The 15,986-nt window shown below is 72.0% G+C and carries 10 protein-coding genes and 1 pseudogene; 1 reads left to right on the forward strand and 10 read right to left on the reverse strand.

Features of this window, described 5'->3' with window-relative positions; genetic code table 11:
- The 9 genes and pseudogenes from AB0G32_RS19485 to eccD all read right to left on the reverse strand — a co-directional run.
- Positions 1-647, reverse strand: a pseudogene (locus AB0G32_RS19485) (sugar-binding protein); the annotation flags it as partial.
- 18 nt (positions 648-665) lie between these two features.
- Positions 666-1,031, reverse strand: coding sequence for a hypothetical protein (locus tag AB0G32_RS19490; RefSeq protein WP_361164256.1), 366 nt, complete (start codon positions 1,029-1,031; stop codon positions 666-668).
- A 6-nt stretch (positions 1,032-1,037) separates the two neighbouring features.
- Positions 1,038-1,487, reverse strand: coding sequence for a YbaB/EbfC family nucleoid-associated protein (locus AB0G32_RS19495; protein WP_361164258.1), 450 nt, complete (start codon positions 1,485-1,487; stop codon positions 1,038-1,040).
- Between the two features lie 42 nt (positions 1,488-1,529).
- The gene (locus AB0G32_RS19500) at positions 1,530-5,378 is read right to left on the reverse strand and encodes an AAWKG family protein (protein ID WP_361164260.1); all 3,849 of its coding nucleotides are present in this window, start codon (positions 5,376-5,378) and stop codon (positions 1,530-1,532) included.
- A 93-nt stretch (positions 5,379-5,471) separates the two neighbouring features.
- Positions 5,472-5,918 carry a type VII secretion system-associated protein gene (locus tag AB0G32_RS19505; protein ID WP_361164262.1) on the reverse strand — a complete coding sequence of 149 codons (447 nt, stop codon included), beginning with the start codon at positions 5,916-5,918 and terminating at the stop codon, positions 5,472-5,474.
- Between the two features lie 122 nt (positions 5,919-6,040).
- On the reverse strand, positions 6,041-6,364 hold the full coding sequence (locus AB0G32_RS19510; protein ID WP_361164265.1) for a WXG100 family type VII secretion target: 324 nt from the start codon (positions 6,362-6,364) through the stop codon (positions 6,041-6,043).
- Between the two features lie 51 nt (positions 6,365-6,415).
- Entirely contained in the window at positions 6,416-6,754 is a 339-nt protein-coding gene (locus AB0G32_RS19515; RefSeq protein ID WP_361164268.1) for a hypothetical protein, read from the reverse strand.
- Between the two features lie 171 nt (positions 6,755-6,925).
- The gene (gene eccB, locus AB0G32_RS19520) at positions 6,926-8,518 is read right to left on the reverse strand and encodes a type VII secretion protein EccB (protein ID WP_361164271.1); all 1,593 of its coding nucleotides are present in this window, start codon (positions 8,516-8,518) and stop codon (positions 6,926-6,928) included.
- A gap of 46 nt (positions 8,519-8,564) precedes the next feature.
- Positions 8,565-9,965, reverse strand: coding sequence for a type VII secretion integral membrane protein EccD (gene eccD, locus AB0G32_RS19525; RefSeq protein ID WP_361164274.1), 1,401 nt, complete (start codon positions 9,963-9,965; stop codon positions 8,565-8,567).
- A gap of 352 nt (positions 9,966-10,317) precedes the next feature.
- Between eccD and eccCa the strand changes: the two genes are divergently transcribed.
- Entirely contained in the window at positions 10,318-14,265 is a 3,948-nt protein-coding gene (gene eccCa, locus AB0G32_RS19530; RefSeq protein WP_361164570.1) for a type VII secretion protein EccCa, read from the forward strand.
- 467 nt (positions 14,266-14,732) lie between these two features.
- On the opposite strand, the gene AB0G32_RS19535 is transcribed toward eccCa, so the two are convergent.
- Positions 14,733-15,974, reverse strand: a complete 1,242-nt coding sequence (locus AB0G32_RS19535) for a S8 family serine peptidase (protein ID WP_361164573.1) — start codon at positions 15,972-15,974, stop codon at positions 14,733-14,735.
- Positions 15,975-15,986 lie beyond the last annotated feature (12 nt).

Genomic DNA, 15,986 nt, shown 5'->3' on the forward strand with positions numbered 1-15,986 from the left:
CCGGTGAACGCGCCGAAGACACCGTCCTGCACGATCTGCGACCAGTCGAAGCCGTCCGGCCGGCGCCCCTTGGGCGCCCCCAGCATCATCGCCAGACGCACCGCGAACGTCATGAACGCCTCTTCGATCGCCTCCGTGAGCGTCGGCAGCAGATGCGTGCGCTTCATCAGCCAGTCCAGCAGCGTCAGGATCGCCACCCGGCTGCGCGCCTTGGCCACCGCCGCCTGGCTGGCCGCCGACCCGCCGGTGAAGATGGACAGCGCCATGATGATGGCCAGCTCGACCAGCAGCCGGATCAGCTCGGCGATGATCTGCCACTTCGCCTCCATGATGTCCATGGAGGACTGCGTGCGGGCCTTCTCCAGGTCATCGAGCTGGTCGGAGAAGTCCTTCAGGTAGTTCGAGCCGCCGTTGTCCAGGAACAGGTGCATGGCCCGCACATACTGGTTGCCGACCTGCGGCGGCAGCGAGCGCCCGACCCCGCCCGCGGTCTGCTCGATCAGGTCCGACAGGTCCCGCACCCGCCGCGACAGCCGCCCGTAGGGCTTGCCGTTGGCGAACGCCTTGTCCTCGTCGGCCTGCAGCATCTTCTCGCCGATCAGCACGAACAACAGATTGTTCAGCTGCGGCGAGACCTGAATGCTCATCGGGCGCTGTCCGGTCCGTCAGTGCCTGCCGCCGCCGGTGCCACCGGTGGTGTTGCTGGTGTCGATGTGGGAGTCGTTGATGGCTTCGAGGTTGCCGTTCTGGGTGCCCACGATGTTCTTCAGGTTGGCGAGGGTGCCGTCGCCCACGCCGACGATGGCCTCCGTCAGCGCCTTGCCGGTCGACGTCGCGCCCTCCCGCTGCTTCTTCTCCTGCGGGATCATCTGCTTGGCGTAACTGTCGTCGTCGCCGCACCAGTCGGCGGTGGCCGACACGTCCGAGACGAACTCGTTGATCATCTCGACGGCGAAGTTGCTGATGGCCTGGATCTGCCGGGTACCGGACGCCAGGGCGGCGGGGTTGGCGAAGTACGCGTTGTCCGTCATCGTCCCTCAGTCCTCCGGGTCTTCGCTGATCTCGTCACGGAGCCGGCCGGCACCGCGGCGCCGGTCACCCTTCGGGCCGTCCAGCACACCGGCTCCGAAGATCTTGTGCCAGTCCACGTCGAAGCCGTTCAGCTCGGGCGCCTGTGGGTTCGCCTTCGTGAAAGGCTCGAAGGTCGACATGACTCTCCGGGCCATCCGGGCCCGCGCCTCCTGCACCGCGTCCAGCACGCTGGCGGCCAGCTGACCTGCGGGCATCGTACGGTACTTGTCGTCCAGAAAGGTCAGAGCGGTCAGATCACCCTGTGCGGAGACGGTCACCTCGACCGCCCGGTCCGCCGAGCGGACCGTTGCCTCCGCGTGCGCCAGTTCGCCCTCGGCACGCGCCACCGCGGCCTCGGTCGCCTCCAGTTCGGCCATCGCCTTGGCCAGCCGCTCCTCGATCGACTCGCTGTTCACCGCGTCATCAACCCCTTCTCCCGCTCCCGCTCGTTCACCGGCTCAGCGCCCGATGACCGCGGGCGCGCCGCCGTCGTCGGTGCCCCAGACGTCGTCGTCCTCGGCGAGCCACGCCTCCCGGGCCCGGTCGCCGCTCTCCGTCGAGGTGCCGCCCTGGCCGGAACCACCGGGACCGCCCACCGGGTAGGGCGAGCTGGAGGTGGTGGGCCGGGTGTACACGATGTCCTCGTCCTCGTCGACGGATGCCGCCCGTGCCCCGCGGCCGCCCCGGGCGCTGCCGCCGGCCGGGTCGGTGAGGACGGCGCGGGTGCGCTCGCTGTTGCCGCCCTGGCCACCGCCGCCACCGCCCATGCCGGGCATGCCGCCGCCCATCCCGCCCATGCCGCCCATGCCCATCGGGTTGAGCGGCGTACCGCTCGCCGCCTGCTGGGTGGTGCCGGCCAGCGAGGCGAGGGTGCCGCTGCTGCCCGAGCGCAGCGAGCCGCCGTCGTACGGGGTGCTGTCGTAGTCCTCGTAGTAGTCGTCGAGGGAGGAGTCCACGCCGCCCGACGAGGTCAGCGCGCTCAGCCCGCCGCTGTTGAGGCCGGCCGTACTGGCCGACGTCGACGGCGAGTCGAGGCTCGTTCCGGTCAGGTCGCTGCTGGTGCTGTCACCGGTGTCCAGGCCGCTGGTGTCGAGACCGTCGATGTCCAGACCGCTGGTGTCGATCGAGGACGCCGACAGGCCGTCGCCGTTGAGGTCGGTCGTGGTGGTGTGCCCGGCGGCGTCGGTGGTGGTGAGCTGGCCGGTGTCGGGGTTGAGGGTCTGGGTGGAGCCGTCGGGGAAATCGGTGGTGAGGGTGCCGTCGTCGTTGAGGGTGGTGGTCGAGCCGTCCGGGTTGGTGAACGATTCGCCCGGGTTGAGTTGTTCGGTGGTGATGTTGCCGGACGGGTCGGTGACGGTGATCTGGCCGGTGTCCGGGTTCAGTGAGGTCTCGGAGCCGTCCGCGAAGAGGGTGTGCACGGTGCCGTCGGAGTCGAGCTGCGCCGTGCTGCCGTCCGGCGTGGTGAACGTGCCCGAGTCCGGGTTGAGGTCGCTGGTGGTGACGTTTCCGGCGGCGTCGGTGGTGGTGAGCTGGCCGGTGTCGGGGTTGAGGGTCTGGGTGGAGCCGTCGGGGAAATCGGTGGTGAGGGTGCCGTCGTCGTTGAGGGTGGTGGTCGAGCCGTCCGGGTTGGTGAACGATTCGCCGGGGTTGAGCTGTTCGGTGGTGATGTTGCCGGACGGGTCGGTGACGGTGATCTGGCCGGTGTCCGGGTTCAGGACCTCCGTCGAACCGTCCGGGAAGGTGGTGGAGACGGTGCCGTCGGAGTTGAGCTGCGAGGTGCCGCCGTCCGGTGTGGTGAAGGTGTCCGCGGCCGGGTTGAGGTCGCTGGTGGTGACGTTTCCGGCGGCGTCGGTGGTGGTGAGCTGGCCGGTGTCGGGGTTGAGGGTCTGGGTGGAGCCGTCGGGGAATTCGGTGGTGAGGGTGCCGTCGTCGTTGAGGGTGGTGGTCGAGCCGTCGGGGTTGGTGAACGATTCGCCGGGGTTGAGCTGTTCGGTGGTGATGTTGCCGGACGGGTCGGTGACGGTGATCTGGCCGGTGTCCGGGTTCAGGACCTCCGTCGATCCGTCCGGGAAGGTGGTCGTCACTGTCCCGTCGCCGTTGAGCTGCGCGGTGGAGCCGTCCGGCGTGGTGAAGGAGCCGTCGGACGGGTTCAGCGTCGACTCCGTCAGGGTGCCGTCCGGGTTCAGGGTGCTGACCTGGCCCGTCGCCGGGTCGAGCGTCTGCTCCGTGCCGTCCGGGAAGGTGGTGGTCAGCGTGCCGTCGTCGTTGAGGGTGGTGGTCGAGCCGTCCGGGTTGAGCAGGCTGGTCCCCGGGTTGAGCGACGAGGTGGAGGTGACGCCGTCCGGCGAGGTGGTGGTGACCAGGCCGGTGTTCGGGTCGATGGTCTGGGTGGAGCCGTCGGAGAACGTGGTGGTGAGGGTGCCGTCGTCGTTGAGCTGAGTACTGCCGCCGGTGGGGGAGTTCAGCAGCGACGAGCCGGTCTTCGTGTCGTCGTCCGAAGTCGTCGTCGGCAGCCCGGTGCCCGTGGTCGGCGCGTTCAGCGCGGACAAGAGGCTCGCCGTCTCGGGACCGGTGCTCCCGTTCAGCGTCTCGTCGGTGATCGGGTTGCCGTTGCTGTCGAGCCCGAGGTTGTTGAGGTTGTCGGTGCCGCTGCCCAGGTCGCCCAGGCCGTCACCGAGGTCGCTCAGGCTGTCGTTCAGACCGTCGTTGAGGTTGGTGAACCCGTCCCCGAGGTCGTTGAGGCTGTCGTTCAGCCCGTCGTTGAGATCGGTGAGGTTGTCGTTCAGCCCGTCGTTGAGATCCTCGAACCCGTCCCCGAGGTCGTTCAGACTGTCGTTCAGTCCGTCGTTGAGATCCTCGAACCCGTCCCCGAGGTCGTTCAGACTGTCGTTCAGTCCGTCGTTGAGGTCGTTGAAGTCGTCGCCGAGGGTGTTGATGTTGTCGTTGAGATCGTCGAGGTAGTCGTTGAGCTCGTCGCTGTTCGCGTTCGCCTCGTCCTCGGCGAGGTCGGCCTCCTCCTCCGCGAGGACCTCGGCGAGCGTCTCGGAGTTCTTGTTGGTGACTTCCTTGTCGAAGGCGTCCTGCACGTCGGCCCAGGCGTTCTTCACGTTGCTGAGCGCGTCGATGGCGGGCTGCTTCAGCATGTCGTCCGCGTGGGTCGACCAGCTCTCGACGGCGGCGTCGGCGATCTTCGTCCAGGTGGTCTGCTGGGTGAGGTCGCCGTACTCGGAGGTCTGCTTGAACTCCGCGGTGGTCGAGTAACTCTTGTACGTGCCCCCGCCGCTCGGGCTCGAGTAGCTGTTCGTCTCGACCTGGACGTGGGGGACGTTGTTGTCGACCACCCACTCGGCGACCTTGTCGAGGATCTGCTTGACGTGGTAATGCGGGTCGTGCTTGCCGTCCTTGGCCCAGTTGGTCCACGCGGTCTGGAGGTCGCCGATCGCCTCCTTCAACGCGTTCTGCGCGGCCGCCAGCGCGTCGCTCAGCTCCGACTTCGGCACATAGCCGCCCAGCGTGCTGTTCTTGGCGGCGTAGTCCCGGCCGCCCAACTGGGAGACGTAGCCGTCGTAGTTGGTCTTCAGCTCGTCCAGCAGATGCCAGAAGAGGCTGGCCGCCTTGCCCTTCCACGCGGCCTGGTCCTCGCCCAGCGAGGTCATCCACTGGTTGACGACGTCCGAGCGGGCCTGGAAGAAGCTCATCACCCGGTCGAAGGACTGCCCGGTGTCCTCGAAGGACTTCAGCTCCACGGCGTTGTCGTCGATGACCGACAGGCCGCTGTAGCTCCAGCCCTTCGTCGAGTAGTCCGGGCCCGTCAGCAGATGGTCCAGGGCCAGCTTGCTGCCGGAGATGTACTGCGCCATCGGCCCGGAGTCCCACTGCACATGCGAGTACGAGCCCTCGAACGCGCCACCGCTGGTGATCTGCCCGTCCCCCCACAGGGTGGCCCGGCCGTCGGAGTCGACGGACACGCCGATCATCACGATCCGGGCCTTCTTCAGGCTCACGCTGTTGTGCGCGCCGTCCCCGCCGGCGTCGTAGAAGGCGAGGTCGTAGTCCTCACCGTTGTTGAGCTGGTAGCCGCCGATGGCGGAGTAGTCCTCCGGCTGGACCGCCCGCATGGTCTCGCCCTTGATGTCCATCCGGAACAGCTTCAGGTCGGAGAAGTCGTCCCCGCTGTCACTGCTCAGGCTGTCGAACAGGGAGGACCGGGGCGGAATCGTGTAACCGGTGAAGTTGGTGACGGCCTGGGCGAAGTAGTCGTCGGGGTCGTACGTAGGGGTACCGGAGGTGCTGGTGCCGTCGGCCATGGGGCTGAGCTCCGCTGCTGAGGGGGGAGGGAAGGGACGGGGGGAGGGCCGGGCGCGGGCCGGGCGGCCGGCGGGAGCCGCCGCGGCCCCGCGTCAGTCTTCGCTGCCGGTGCCGCTCATGTCGTCGTCGACGGTGTCGAAGATGTCCATCAGCTTCTCGCCGTCGATCGAGGTGAGACTGTCACCCTGCGTCTTGAGCAGCGTGGTGATCGTCTCCCCCAGCGCGTCGTCGATGTCGTCGAACAGGGTCTTCTGGCTGGTGAAGATGTCGTCCAGGCTGGTGGCCTGCGTCTTCAAGGCCGTGACCAGCGCGCCGCCGCCGGTCGGGTCCTCGGTGTCGCCGCCGCCCATCAGTCCGATCCGCAGGATCTTGGCGGCGCCCGACGCCGAGCCCGTGCCGGTCTCCGCGACCAGGTTCTTCAGCGACCGGACGCCGGCCTTGTCCTTGCGGATCTCCAGCAGGGCGTCGATGAAGTCCGCGACATCGTTGTTCCTGAAATTCTTGAGCGCCTCTGAGTCCAGATGGGTCAGGTCTGCCATGAAGTGCCTCCGCTGGCGGAATGCGCCGGACCGGGCGTTGCGGCCCGGCGCCAGTACGGGGAGATACCGGTACCGCGCCGACCGGAGAGGAGCCGGTCGGCGCGGTGGGGACGCGGGCCGGCTCAGCGGCCGATGGTCACCTCGGACCACATCTGGCTGAGCGAGTTCTCGCTGTACTTGTAGTTGCCGGAGATGTCGTTCAGCAGCGCCGCGTGCGACGTGAGCAGCGTCTCCATGTTCTGCACCGCGGCGTCCCACGCGGCCTGCTTCTGGCGGTAGGTGTCGGCGTCGTTTCCGTACCAGGTCTTGGACAGCTCGCTCAGCTCTGCCTCAAGATTGGACAGGGTCTGGGCGATCGCCTTGGTCTGCATCACCATGTCGTCCGCCGCGTTCGACATGTGGTTGTAGCTGACGTAGATGTAACCGTCGCTCAGGTTGTCTGCCACGGTCTGCCTCTTTCACACGATGCGGAGGGTGGGGGGAGGCCGGTCCGGCGGTCAGCCGGCCAGCTGGTCGAAGGCCGACTGCGAGGCGTTGTACGCCTGGTTGATCGCGTCGTTCGACGAACCCTGGGTCTTGTTGTGCTCGACGAGGCTCTGGTTCAGCCGGTCGATGACGTCCTCGAGGTTCTTGAGGATGACGTTGCACTGGCCGTCCCACTGCGCGAGGAGCTGGCCGTACTGGCCGCCGTCGCTGCCCTGGTAGCCGGAGCCCAGGGCGGACTTGGTGCCGTCGACATCCTGGCGGATCTTCATGATGCCGCTGAAGGCCGACTCAAGGGCCTGGATGCCGTTCCGGGTTGATGATTCGCTTGACTGCTGGCCGTCTCCCGCCATCGTCCCACCTTTCATAAGCCGGATCTTGTTCGAGCAACGTGAGCCTAAAGTGGTGCTTGTTGCAAACACAACAAGCTGAGGAAGATCTGAGGTCGAAGAATCAGAGCTTCGTGGACGCTTAACCGGCGGGAAACCTGGCCGGAACCCGACCAGGTCACCCCCGCCGGCAAGTCAGTTGCCCGTCACGGCCCTTGACGTCCCGGCCGCCGCCGGACCCGCGGGCCCGGCCCCCTTCGCGGCCCCCGCCGCGGCGCCCTTCCCGGCGTCGCCCCCAGGACCCTCCTCGGCACCGGCGTCGGCGCACTGGCCGGCCGCCGCCGCGCCGACCGCCGCACCCGCCCCCGCCGCACCCGCCGCCTCGGACTGTGCCGCCGCGGCCGTGTCCAGGTCGGGGCCGGTGGGCAGCAGCGACAGCAGGGTGGACGGCACCCGCACCGCCGACGCGTCGTCGTAGCCGAGCGCGGCCAGCGCCTCCGCGTCCGTGATGCGGTACTTCACCCCGTCGTCGCCCACCAGGAACGTGGTGTCGCCGACCGCCGCGCCGGCCGCGCCGAGCACCCGCACCAGCGTGCCGTGCCCGGGGCGCGTCACCACCTGGTCCACCGCCACGCAGGCCGGCGTCACCGCCGCCGGATCGGCCTGGGCGACCGGCGCCAGCGCCGTCTGCTCGACCCGCACCGACGTCACCCGCACCGTGTCGCCGTCGGGGTCCACCTGCGTGCACGCCGCCTGCTCGGCGGGCAGCCGCACCGCGCTCGGCGGCGCGTCCGGCAGCCCGGCCACCGCCGGGTCGGTGCCCGCCGTGCCCGGCGCCTGATGCGCCCGCAGATCGGAGACGCCGATCGGGACGGCCGTCGGCGACACCCCGCCGTAGGCGTCCTCGCGGGTGTCCGGGTCGCCCAGCAGCAGCACCGACTGGGTGGCCGTCACGGCGTGCAGCCCGTCCTTCTGGAGCACGTAGTCCTGGCTGCCGGAGCCCGCCGCCACCCGGAACACCTGCCCGACCTTCGTCTCGCGCCCGGCCAGCTCCGGCCCCGCCGCACCCCGGCCGGCGACCTCGACGGTGGCCAGTTCCGGACCACTCACCAGGGCGTCCAGGAACGCCGCCGACACCGGGCGCGGGGTCACCGCGCCGTAGCCCAGCGACTCCGCCGCGCCCGAGTCCTCGTCCAGTTCCAGCCGGCTGCCCTGCCACACCAGATACGTCCGCTCGTCCGGACCCCGCACCACCAGCCCCGAACCCGCGCCGATCGTGCGGGTCGCCACCGGCGCCCCCGGCACCACCGTGGTCGCCTCGCCGGTGCCGGTCGAGCACACCTGCCAGGCCGAGGTCTCCAGGTCGCCGCTGCCCGGCACCGCGTCCGGGGCGCCGTCGATGCCCACCGGCGTGCCCACCGGGACGCCCTCCAGGGACGCGGTGCGCACCGAGGTGGTCTCCAGGGCGGCGCCGCCGATCAGCATCGCCGACGCGTAGTTGCGCACCGGCCGCAGCCGGCCGTCGGTGTACAGGTAGCGGGCGCCGGTGTCCTCGTTGACGATCAGCGTGTCGCCGCTGCGCCACGCGTCGTTGCCGCCCGGCCGCAGCAGCCCGTAGACGAAGGCGCCGGCCGCGACCAGGATGGCGACGATGATGCCGATCAGGGCGCCGCGGGTGGTGCGGCCCAGCGGGCTCTCCGGGGCGTCGGGGTCGGCCAGCAGCATCCCCGAGGTCAGCCGCCCCATCATGAACGTGTGCGCTTGCACCTGGTCGCGCTTGGACCGCACGGTTGCCTCCTGGCGGGTGAGTGGTTCGTGGTCGTCGCGGGGCCGGTCAGCCGTTCCAGCCGCGCAGGGCGCCGAACACGCCCAGCAGCCAGAGCGTCAGCGGCAGCAGGGCGATCGCGAGCAGCGAGTGCAGCAGCTCCGCCGCGCGGCCCCAGTACGGCACCAGGCGCCGCCCGGGCACCGTCCACACCGCCACCGTCAGCACCGTCGCCACCACCAGCAGGCCCGCCACCAGCAGCGCCCGGTCCACCCCCCGCAGGTCCAGGCCCCAGCCGCCCGCCAGCAGCAGCAGACCCCAGGCGCCGGGCAGCACCAGTACCAGCCGCTGCGCGATGTTGACCAGCCCCCGGCCGTGCAGGAGCAGCAGCAGCGAGAGCGTCAGCGCGCACAGCAGCGCCGGCAGGTCCGGCCGGTAGGCCAGCGCCACCAGACAGGCCGACGCCAGCACGCCCGTCGCGCCGTACAGCGCGGTCATCCACTGGCCGGCCAGCTCGGTACGGACCGCCACGTCGGCGCCCCGGTAGGGGTCGATGCCCTCCTGCAACTGGCCGGCGTTGGTCGGCAGGGCCGGCATCCGCATGCCCGCGAACCGGAACGACAGCGCCGGCACCAGCCCGCCGAGCAGCACCGTCAGCATCGCCACCACGCCCGCCGCGCCGGCCGGCCGCACATCGAAGACGGTCATCACGCCGCCGCCCACCGCCACCGCGCACGCCGTCAGCGCCGACGCCAGGAACAGCGGCGCCCGCACCGCGGTGGCCGCCAGCGCCAGCACCGCGCCGCCCGCCCAGGGCGCCGCCGCGGCCAACAGCCGGGCACCCAGCACCTGGTGGGCCTGCGGCCCGCTCAGCTCACCGCCCGGCACCAGCCAGCCCGCCAGCGCCAGCGCCGGGGAGGCCAGCAGCCCGAGCACCGCGCCGGTGGCGCCGTCGCCCACCGCCCGGCTCGCCGAGGCCGCGCCGGCCAGCAGCAGCGCCCCGGTGACACAGGCCGCGCCCGCGCGCAGCGCCACCGGGCCGCCCGGCCAGGCCAGCAGGGCCAGACCGGCCAGCACGGCCACGGTGATCAGGACCCGCAGCAGATGCCGCGCCGCCGCCTCGCTCCAGTCGTGCAGCCGGTCCCGGGTGACCGACGCGATGCCGTCCACCAGGTCGTCCAGACGAACTTCCGGCAACGCCTCGGTGTGCGGCCGCAGATGCAGGGTCTCGCCGTCGGTCAGACCGAGCGAGGCGAGCGTGGCCTCCTCGTCGAGCGGCGGTCCGCCCAGCCGCTGGAGTATCCAGCCGTCGTGTTCGAGGCCGTGCTCCTCGACGTCCTCGCCGGCGTACCGCAGCACCGTCGGCAACAGGTCGGCGACCGGCACGTCGGAGGGCACGGCGAGGTCGATGGTGTGGCGCGGGGCGCGCACGGTCAGGTGGCACAGATCGGCCACGGAGGTGTCGGTCATACCGGGGCTCACGTCTCCTGGGCGTCGGGACGGGGGGTGGCGTGTGCTGGGTGACATACCACTGAGGGGGCGGGCGCGGCGAGATGGTCGTGCGGTGAAGCTGTGACAAGAGGTGGGGGAGGGGGTGACGTGGACTTACGGAGTTGACGGGGTGCACACTACTGTCACTCCCCAAGGTCGTCGTCAAGGGGAGTCCCGGCAGCGTTCGGGGCGTATCACCGGCCGAACCCGCGCCTCGCGCGGGGCCGGCCGCCGGTCCCGGAGCCCTCCCCGCGTGCTCGATGACCCGTTAGGAGCCCCAGCGTTGAGCGTGGTCCTGTTCCGCCGTCCGGCCCGTCGCCGCGGACCCGACATGCCGAGCGGCGAGTTGACCCTTCAGGAACCGCCGACCCTGATGGAGACCGTGCCGGACACGTCCGCGGTGTGGACGTACCTGCCGATGGCCATGATGTCGGTCTCCATGATGCTGATGTTCCTGCGCATGGGCGGAACGGCGTACGGCGCCTTCATGTACATCGCGCTCGGCATCATGGGCCTGGCCGTCGTCGCGATGCTGGTCGGCCAGTACATGCGCAAGGCCGGCGACCGCAAGCAGCGGCTGCGCGGCGAGCGCCGCGACTACCTGCGCTACCTCGCGCAGAGCCGGCGCACCGTCCAGCGCACCGTGGTCGAGCAGCAACTCGCCCTCGCCTGGCGCCATCCCGAACCGCAGGTGCTGCGCTCCATGGTGCGCACCACCCGGCTGTGGGAGCGCCGCCCCAAGGACGTCGACTACGGCGAGGTCCGCGTCGCCGTCGGCGACCAGCAGCTCGCCCTGCGCCTCAACCCCGTCTCCAGCAAGCCGGTCGAGGACCTGGAACCACTGTGCGCGCACGCCCTGCGCCGCTTCATCCGCGCCTACAGCACCGTGCCCGGCCAGCCCATCGCCCTCTACCTGCGCTCCTGGTCCCGGCTGCTGCTGCGCGGCGACCTCGACGCGGGCCGCGACATGCTCCGCGCCGCCCTGTGCCAACTGGCGGTCTTCCACCCGCCGGAGGAGGTGTGGATCGCGGTCTGCGCGGACGACGAGCACCGCGCCGAGTGGGAGTGGGTGAAGTGGCTGCCGCACAACCAGCACCCGCAGGAGACCGACGGCGCCGGCCCGCTGCGGATGGTCGCCTCCGCCTTCACCGACCTGGAGAACCAGCTCGGCAGCGAGTTCGCCGAGCGGCCCGCCTTCGACCCGGACGCCGTACCCGGCCGGGACGAGCCGCTGGTCATCGTCGTGGTGGACGGCGCCACCGTCCCCACCGGCCACCGCTTCGACGGTCCCGGCTTCCGCAACGCCGTCGTCGTCGACCTGTCCGCCACCCTCACCTGGCGCCCCGGCCGCACCACCCTGCGCCTCGACGTCGCCCCCGACGCCGTCGCCCTGGTACGCACCGACCGCAGCCGCAAGGAGCAGACCACCCCCCTCGGCCGCCCCGACCGGGTCGGCCCGCGCGCCGCCGAGTCACTGGCCCGGCTGATCTCCCCGTACCGGATGAGCCTCACCGCCGACGCGGTCGAGCCGCTCTCGGCCGACGTGGAGCTGACCACCCTGCTCGGCATCCCCGACCTGCACCGCCTGGAACCGGACACGCTGTGGCGACGGCACACCGGGTCCGCCCGGCTGCGGGTGCCGGTCGCGGTCGGCGCCGACGGCCGCCCGGTCGAACTGGACATCAAGGAGTCCGCGCAGGGCGGCATGGGCCCGCACGGCATGCTCATCGGCGCCACCGGCTCCGGCAAGTCCGAGCTGCTGCGCACCCTGGTACTCGGCCTCGCCCTCACCAACTCCTCCGAGACCCTCAACTTCGTCCTGGTCGACTTCAAGGGCGGCGCCACCTTCCTCGGCCTGGACGAACTCCCGCACACCAGCGCCGTCATCACCAACCTCGCCGACGAGGCCGCCCTCGTGGAGCGCATGCAGGACGCCCTGCACGGCGAACTGCTGCGCCGCCAGGAACTGCTGCGCGCGGCCGGCAACTACACCTCCGCCCTGGACTACGAACGGGCCCGGGCCGGCGGCGCCGACCTCACCCCGCTGCCCAGCCTCTTCGTCGTGGTCGACGAGTTCAGCGAACTGCTCGCCGCGCACCGCGAGTTCATGGAGCTGTTCGTGATGATCGGCCGGCTCGGCCGCTCCCTCGGCGTACACCTGCTGCTCGCCTCGCAGCGCCTGGACGAGGGCCGCATGCACCAGCTGGAGTCGCACCTGTCCTACCGGGTCGGCCTGCGCACCTTCTCCGCCATGGAGTCCCGCGGCGTCCTCGGCGTCCCCGACGCCTACGAACTGCCCTCCCAGCCCGGCAGCGGCTACCTCAAGAGCGGCGTCGAGGCCCTCACCCGGTTCCGCGCCGCCTACGTCTCCGGCCCCTACCGGCGCCGCGGCGGCGCCGTCGCCCAGGCCCGGGTGGCCAGCCAGGTCGTGCCCTGGTCCGCCGGGTACGTGGTGCCCCGCGCCCCCGCCCCGGCCGTCCTGGAACCGGAGCCGGAGGAGTCGGAGGACAGCGCCAGCCTGCTGTCGGTGGCACTGGACCGGCTGCGCGACGCCGGACCCCCCGCCCACCGGGTGTGGCTGCCGCCGCTGGAGGACGCCGCCCCGCTGGACGTCCTGCTCGGCGGCCTGGAGACGGTCCCCGAGCGCGGCCTGACCGCACCCCGCTGGAAGGGCACCGGCAAGCTGCGGGTCCCGGTCGGCCTGGTCGACAAGCCCTTCGACCAGCGCCGCGACCCGCTGCTCGTCGACCTCGGCGCGGCCGGCGGCCACGTCGCCGTCGCGGGCGGCTCGCAGAGCGGCAAGTCCACCGTGCTGCGCAGCCTCATCCTCGGCCTCGCCCTCACCCACACCCCGCGCGAAGTGCAGTTCTACTGCCTCGACTTCGGCGGCGGCACGCTCTCCCAGCTCACCGGACTGCCGCACGTCGCGGGCGTCGCGGCCCGGCTGGACACCGAGCGGATCAGCCGCACCGTCGCCGAGGTCACCGCCGTACTCACCCAGCGCGAGCAGTTCTTCCTGGACCACGGCATCGACTCGATGGCCACCTACCGGCGCCGCCGGGCCGCCGGGGAGTTCCCCGACGAGCCGCACGGCGACATCTTCCTGGTGATCGACGGCTGGTCCGCGGTCCGGCAGAACTTCGACCAGTTCATCCCGACGTTCAACCAGATCGCCACCGGCGGCCTCAACTACGGCATCCACCTCATCGTCGCCACCGCCCGCTGGCTGGAGCTGACCGCGCCGGTGCGGGACCAGGCCGCCACCCGGCTGGAGCTGCGGCTCGGCGACACGATGGACTCCGTGGTGGACATCCGCAAGGCCGCCGCCGTGCCCCGCACCCCCGGCCGCGGCCTCACCGTCGACGCCAAGCTGCACTTCCTGTCCGCGCTGCCCCGCGCGGACGGCTCGGCCGACCCCGAGACGCTCAGCGAGGGCGTCGCCGACCTGGTCGAGCGGATCGCCGGGGCCTGGAGCGGGCCGCGCGCCCCGCAGGTACGGATGCTGCCGCACCGGCTGCCCGTGGCCGAACTGCCCGCGCCGGAACTCGGCCAGGGCAACGCGCTCAAGCTGGCACTCGGCCAGGACGAGGAGACCCTCGGCACCGTCTGGCACGACTTCTCCCGCACCCCGCACCTGATCGCCGTGGGCGACACCGAGAGCGGCAAGACCAACCTGCTGCGGATGGTCGCCGACGCCATCGTCGCCCGCTACGCGCCCACCGAGGCCCGCATCCTGGTCGTCGACTACCGCCGCGACCTGGTCGAGGCGGTGCCGGAGGAGTACCGGCTGGGGCACGCGGTCTCCATCGACGGCCTCAAGCAACTGGTCGGCGGTTCCGCCAAGGCACTGCAGACCCGGCTGCCCGGCCCGGAGATCACCCCGGCCCGGATGCGCGGCGCCGACTGGTGGAACGGGCCCCGCCTGTTCGTCCTCGTCGACGACTACGACATGGTCGGCGGCGGCACGGTGATAGACCACCCCTTCGCCCCGCTCTTCGACCACCTCGCCCTCGGCCACGAACTGGGCCTGCACCTGGTCGTGGTGCGCTCCGCCACCGGCGCCGGACGCGGCCTCGGCGACCAGCTCCTGCGGCGGCTGGACGAGGTCAACACCCCGGGTCTGCTGATGTCCGCCCCGCCGTCCGAGGGCTACCTCTTCGGCAACGTCAAGCCACGCGTCCTGCCGCCGGGCCGCGCCCTGCACATCGTCCGCCGCAAGCCGGTCCTCATCCAGACCCCGCTGGCAGCGGGCACGGATTCCGCCTCGTCCGGCGACTGAGGCGGGGTCGTTCGGGCCGAGGGGCAGGGAAGAGGGAAGGGCTGGTGCGCCGGTCGGGGGCGCCGGCCCGTCCCGGCGGGTGGGGACGCGGCTGTTCGGGGCTGAGGGGGGCCTGGGGGCCGGGGCGTGGTCCCTGGGAACGGCTGGGGCAGCAGGCAGGGTTCGGGGTCCGGGAGCTGCGGCCGCCGTAGACGGTTTGGGGCACTGGTCAGGGGCTCGGGGCCCGGGGACGCGGCTTCGAGGGACGGCCGGGGTACTGGTCAGGGGGCCGGGTCTCAGGGATGGGCAGGGGAGCTGGTCGGGGCTCGGGGCCCAGCGTCGCGGCTCCCAGGGATGGTCAGGGCACTGGTCAAGGGTCAGGGGCCCGGGGACGCGGCTCCCAGGGTCGGTCAGAGGCAATGGTCAGGGCCCGGGGCCCAAGGCCGCGGCACCCAGGGACGGCCAGAGGCACCGGTCAGGGGCACCGGTCAGGAGCCCGGCGTCCCCCGGGTCCCCGGGGCCGTCGGGCGCCAGCCGTTGCGTCGTCCGCGGGGGATGATGATCGCCAGCCAGACCACCGCGACCACCACGGCGAGACCCCCCACCGCCGGCCACAGGGCCCGGCGCAACGGCCCGGCCGCCTCGTCCACCGGCATGCTCACCGGCGCGGCCCCGCCCCGCGGGACGTCGGGCGCGGCGGAGGCCGAGGCCAGCACCGAGGTGACCGCGGCGTACGGGTCGACGCGGGGCACCTCGGCCGGGTAGGCGGTGGACCGCAGCAGGCTCGCGGTCTGCGCGGCCGTCAGCTCCGGGTGGACGGAGCGCACCAGCGCCGCCGCGCCCGCCACGAATCCGGCCGCCAGCGAGGCGCCCGAGCCGATGTAGTGGCCGTCCCGCGCCGGGCCGATGCCGACCACCCCGTCGCCGGGGGCGGCGAGCAGCGCGCTGCCGGTGGTGTACGCGCCGGTCGGCCGGTCGCCGTTCTTGTCCACGTCCAGGACGGACAGCACACCGTCCGAGGCGGCCGGGTAGAAGTCCTGGGCCGGCGGGTCCTCGCCCACGCCACCGGTCGGCACGTCCGGCACGGCGGCGGCCACCAGCAGTACGTCCTTCTTCGCGGCGGCCTTGACCGCCGACCGCAGCGCGGCCGTGTCGGTGCTGAACGCCGCCGACACGGTCACCACCTTCGCACCGCCCTCGACGGCGGCCTCGATGCCCTCGGCCACCCGGCCGGGCGTGACCGCGCCGCGCTCGTCGGTGCCGCGCACCGCGAGGATCCGCGACTGCCGGGCCACGCCCGCGAACTCCACGCCCTTCTCCACCTGGGCGGCGATCAGACCCGCGACGAAGGTGCCGTGTCCGACGCAGTCGGTGCCGGCCGCGCCGACCGCCGTGACCCGGCCCTTCAGCGCGGGCGCCGAGGTGGAGACGCCGGTGTCGACCACGCCGACGGTCACCCCGGCGCCCGAGGCGAACTGCCAGGCCCGGCCGAGCTGGAGGCCGACCTGCTCCCACGGTACGGCGGTGGCCCGCCGGCTCGAGCCCTCGGTGCAGGAGTCGGTGGCGGTCAGCTCCGCCTTCAGCACCGGCAGCTCCACCGTGTCGCCGTCGGCCGCCGCCGCGCCGTGGGCACCGGCGCCGCACACACCGGCGGCCAGCAGCAGCGCCAGCGCGCCGGCGACGGGCCGCAACGCCCGTGCCGTACGCGCCGTGTGTGCCGTACGTGCCATACGCGTCGTACG

This window comes from Streptomyces sp. NPDC023723 (assembly GCF_040639815.1).
Classification (GTDB): Bacteria; Actinomycetota; Actinomycetes; order Streptomycetales; family Streptomycetaceae; genus Streptomyces.

Excerpts from the sequence above, each read along its gene's own strand:
- AB0G32_RS19490 (WP_361164256.1), bottom strand. The coding sequence starts at position 1,031 with ATGACGGACAACGCGTACTTCGCCAACCCCGCCGCCCTGGCGTCCGGT.
- AB0G32_RS19500 (WP_361164260.1), bottom strand. The coding sequence starts at position 5,378 with ATGGCCGACGGCACCAGCACCTCCGGTACCCCTACGTACGACCCCGAC.
- AB0G32_RS19505 (WP_361164262.1), bottom strand. The coding sequence starts at position 5,918 with ATGGCAGACCTGACCCATCTGGACTCAGAGGCGCTCAAGAATTTCAGG.
- AB0G32_RS19515 (WP_361164268.1), bottom strand. The coding sequence starts at position 6,754 with ATGGCGGGAGACGGCCAGCAGTCAAGCGAATCATCAACCCGGAACGGC.
- eccD (WP_361164274.1), bottom strand. The coding sequence starts at position 9,965 with ATGACCGACACCTCCGTGGCCGATCTGTGCCACCTGACCGTGCGCGCC.
- eccCa (WP_361164570.1), top strand. The coding sequence starts at position 10,318 with ATGCCGAGCGGCGAGTTGACCCTTCAGGAACCGCCGACCCTGATGGAG.
- AB0G32_RS19535 (WP_361164573.1), bottom strand. The coding sequence starts at position 15,974 with ATGGCACGTACGGCACACACGGCGCGTACGGCACGGGCGTTGCGGCCC.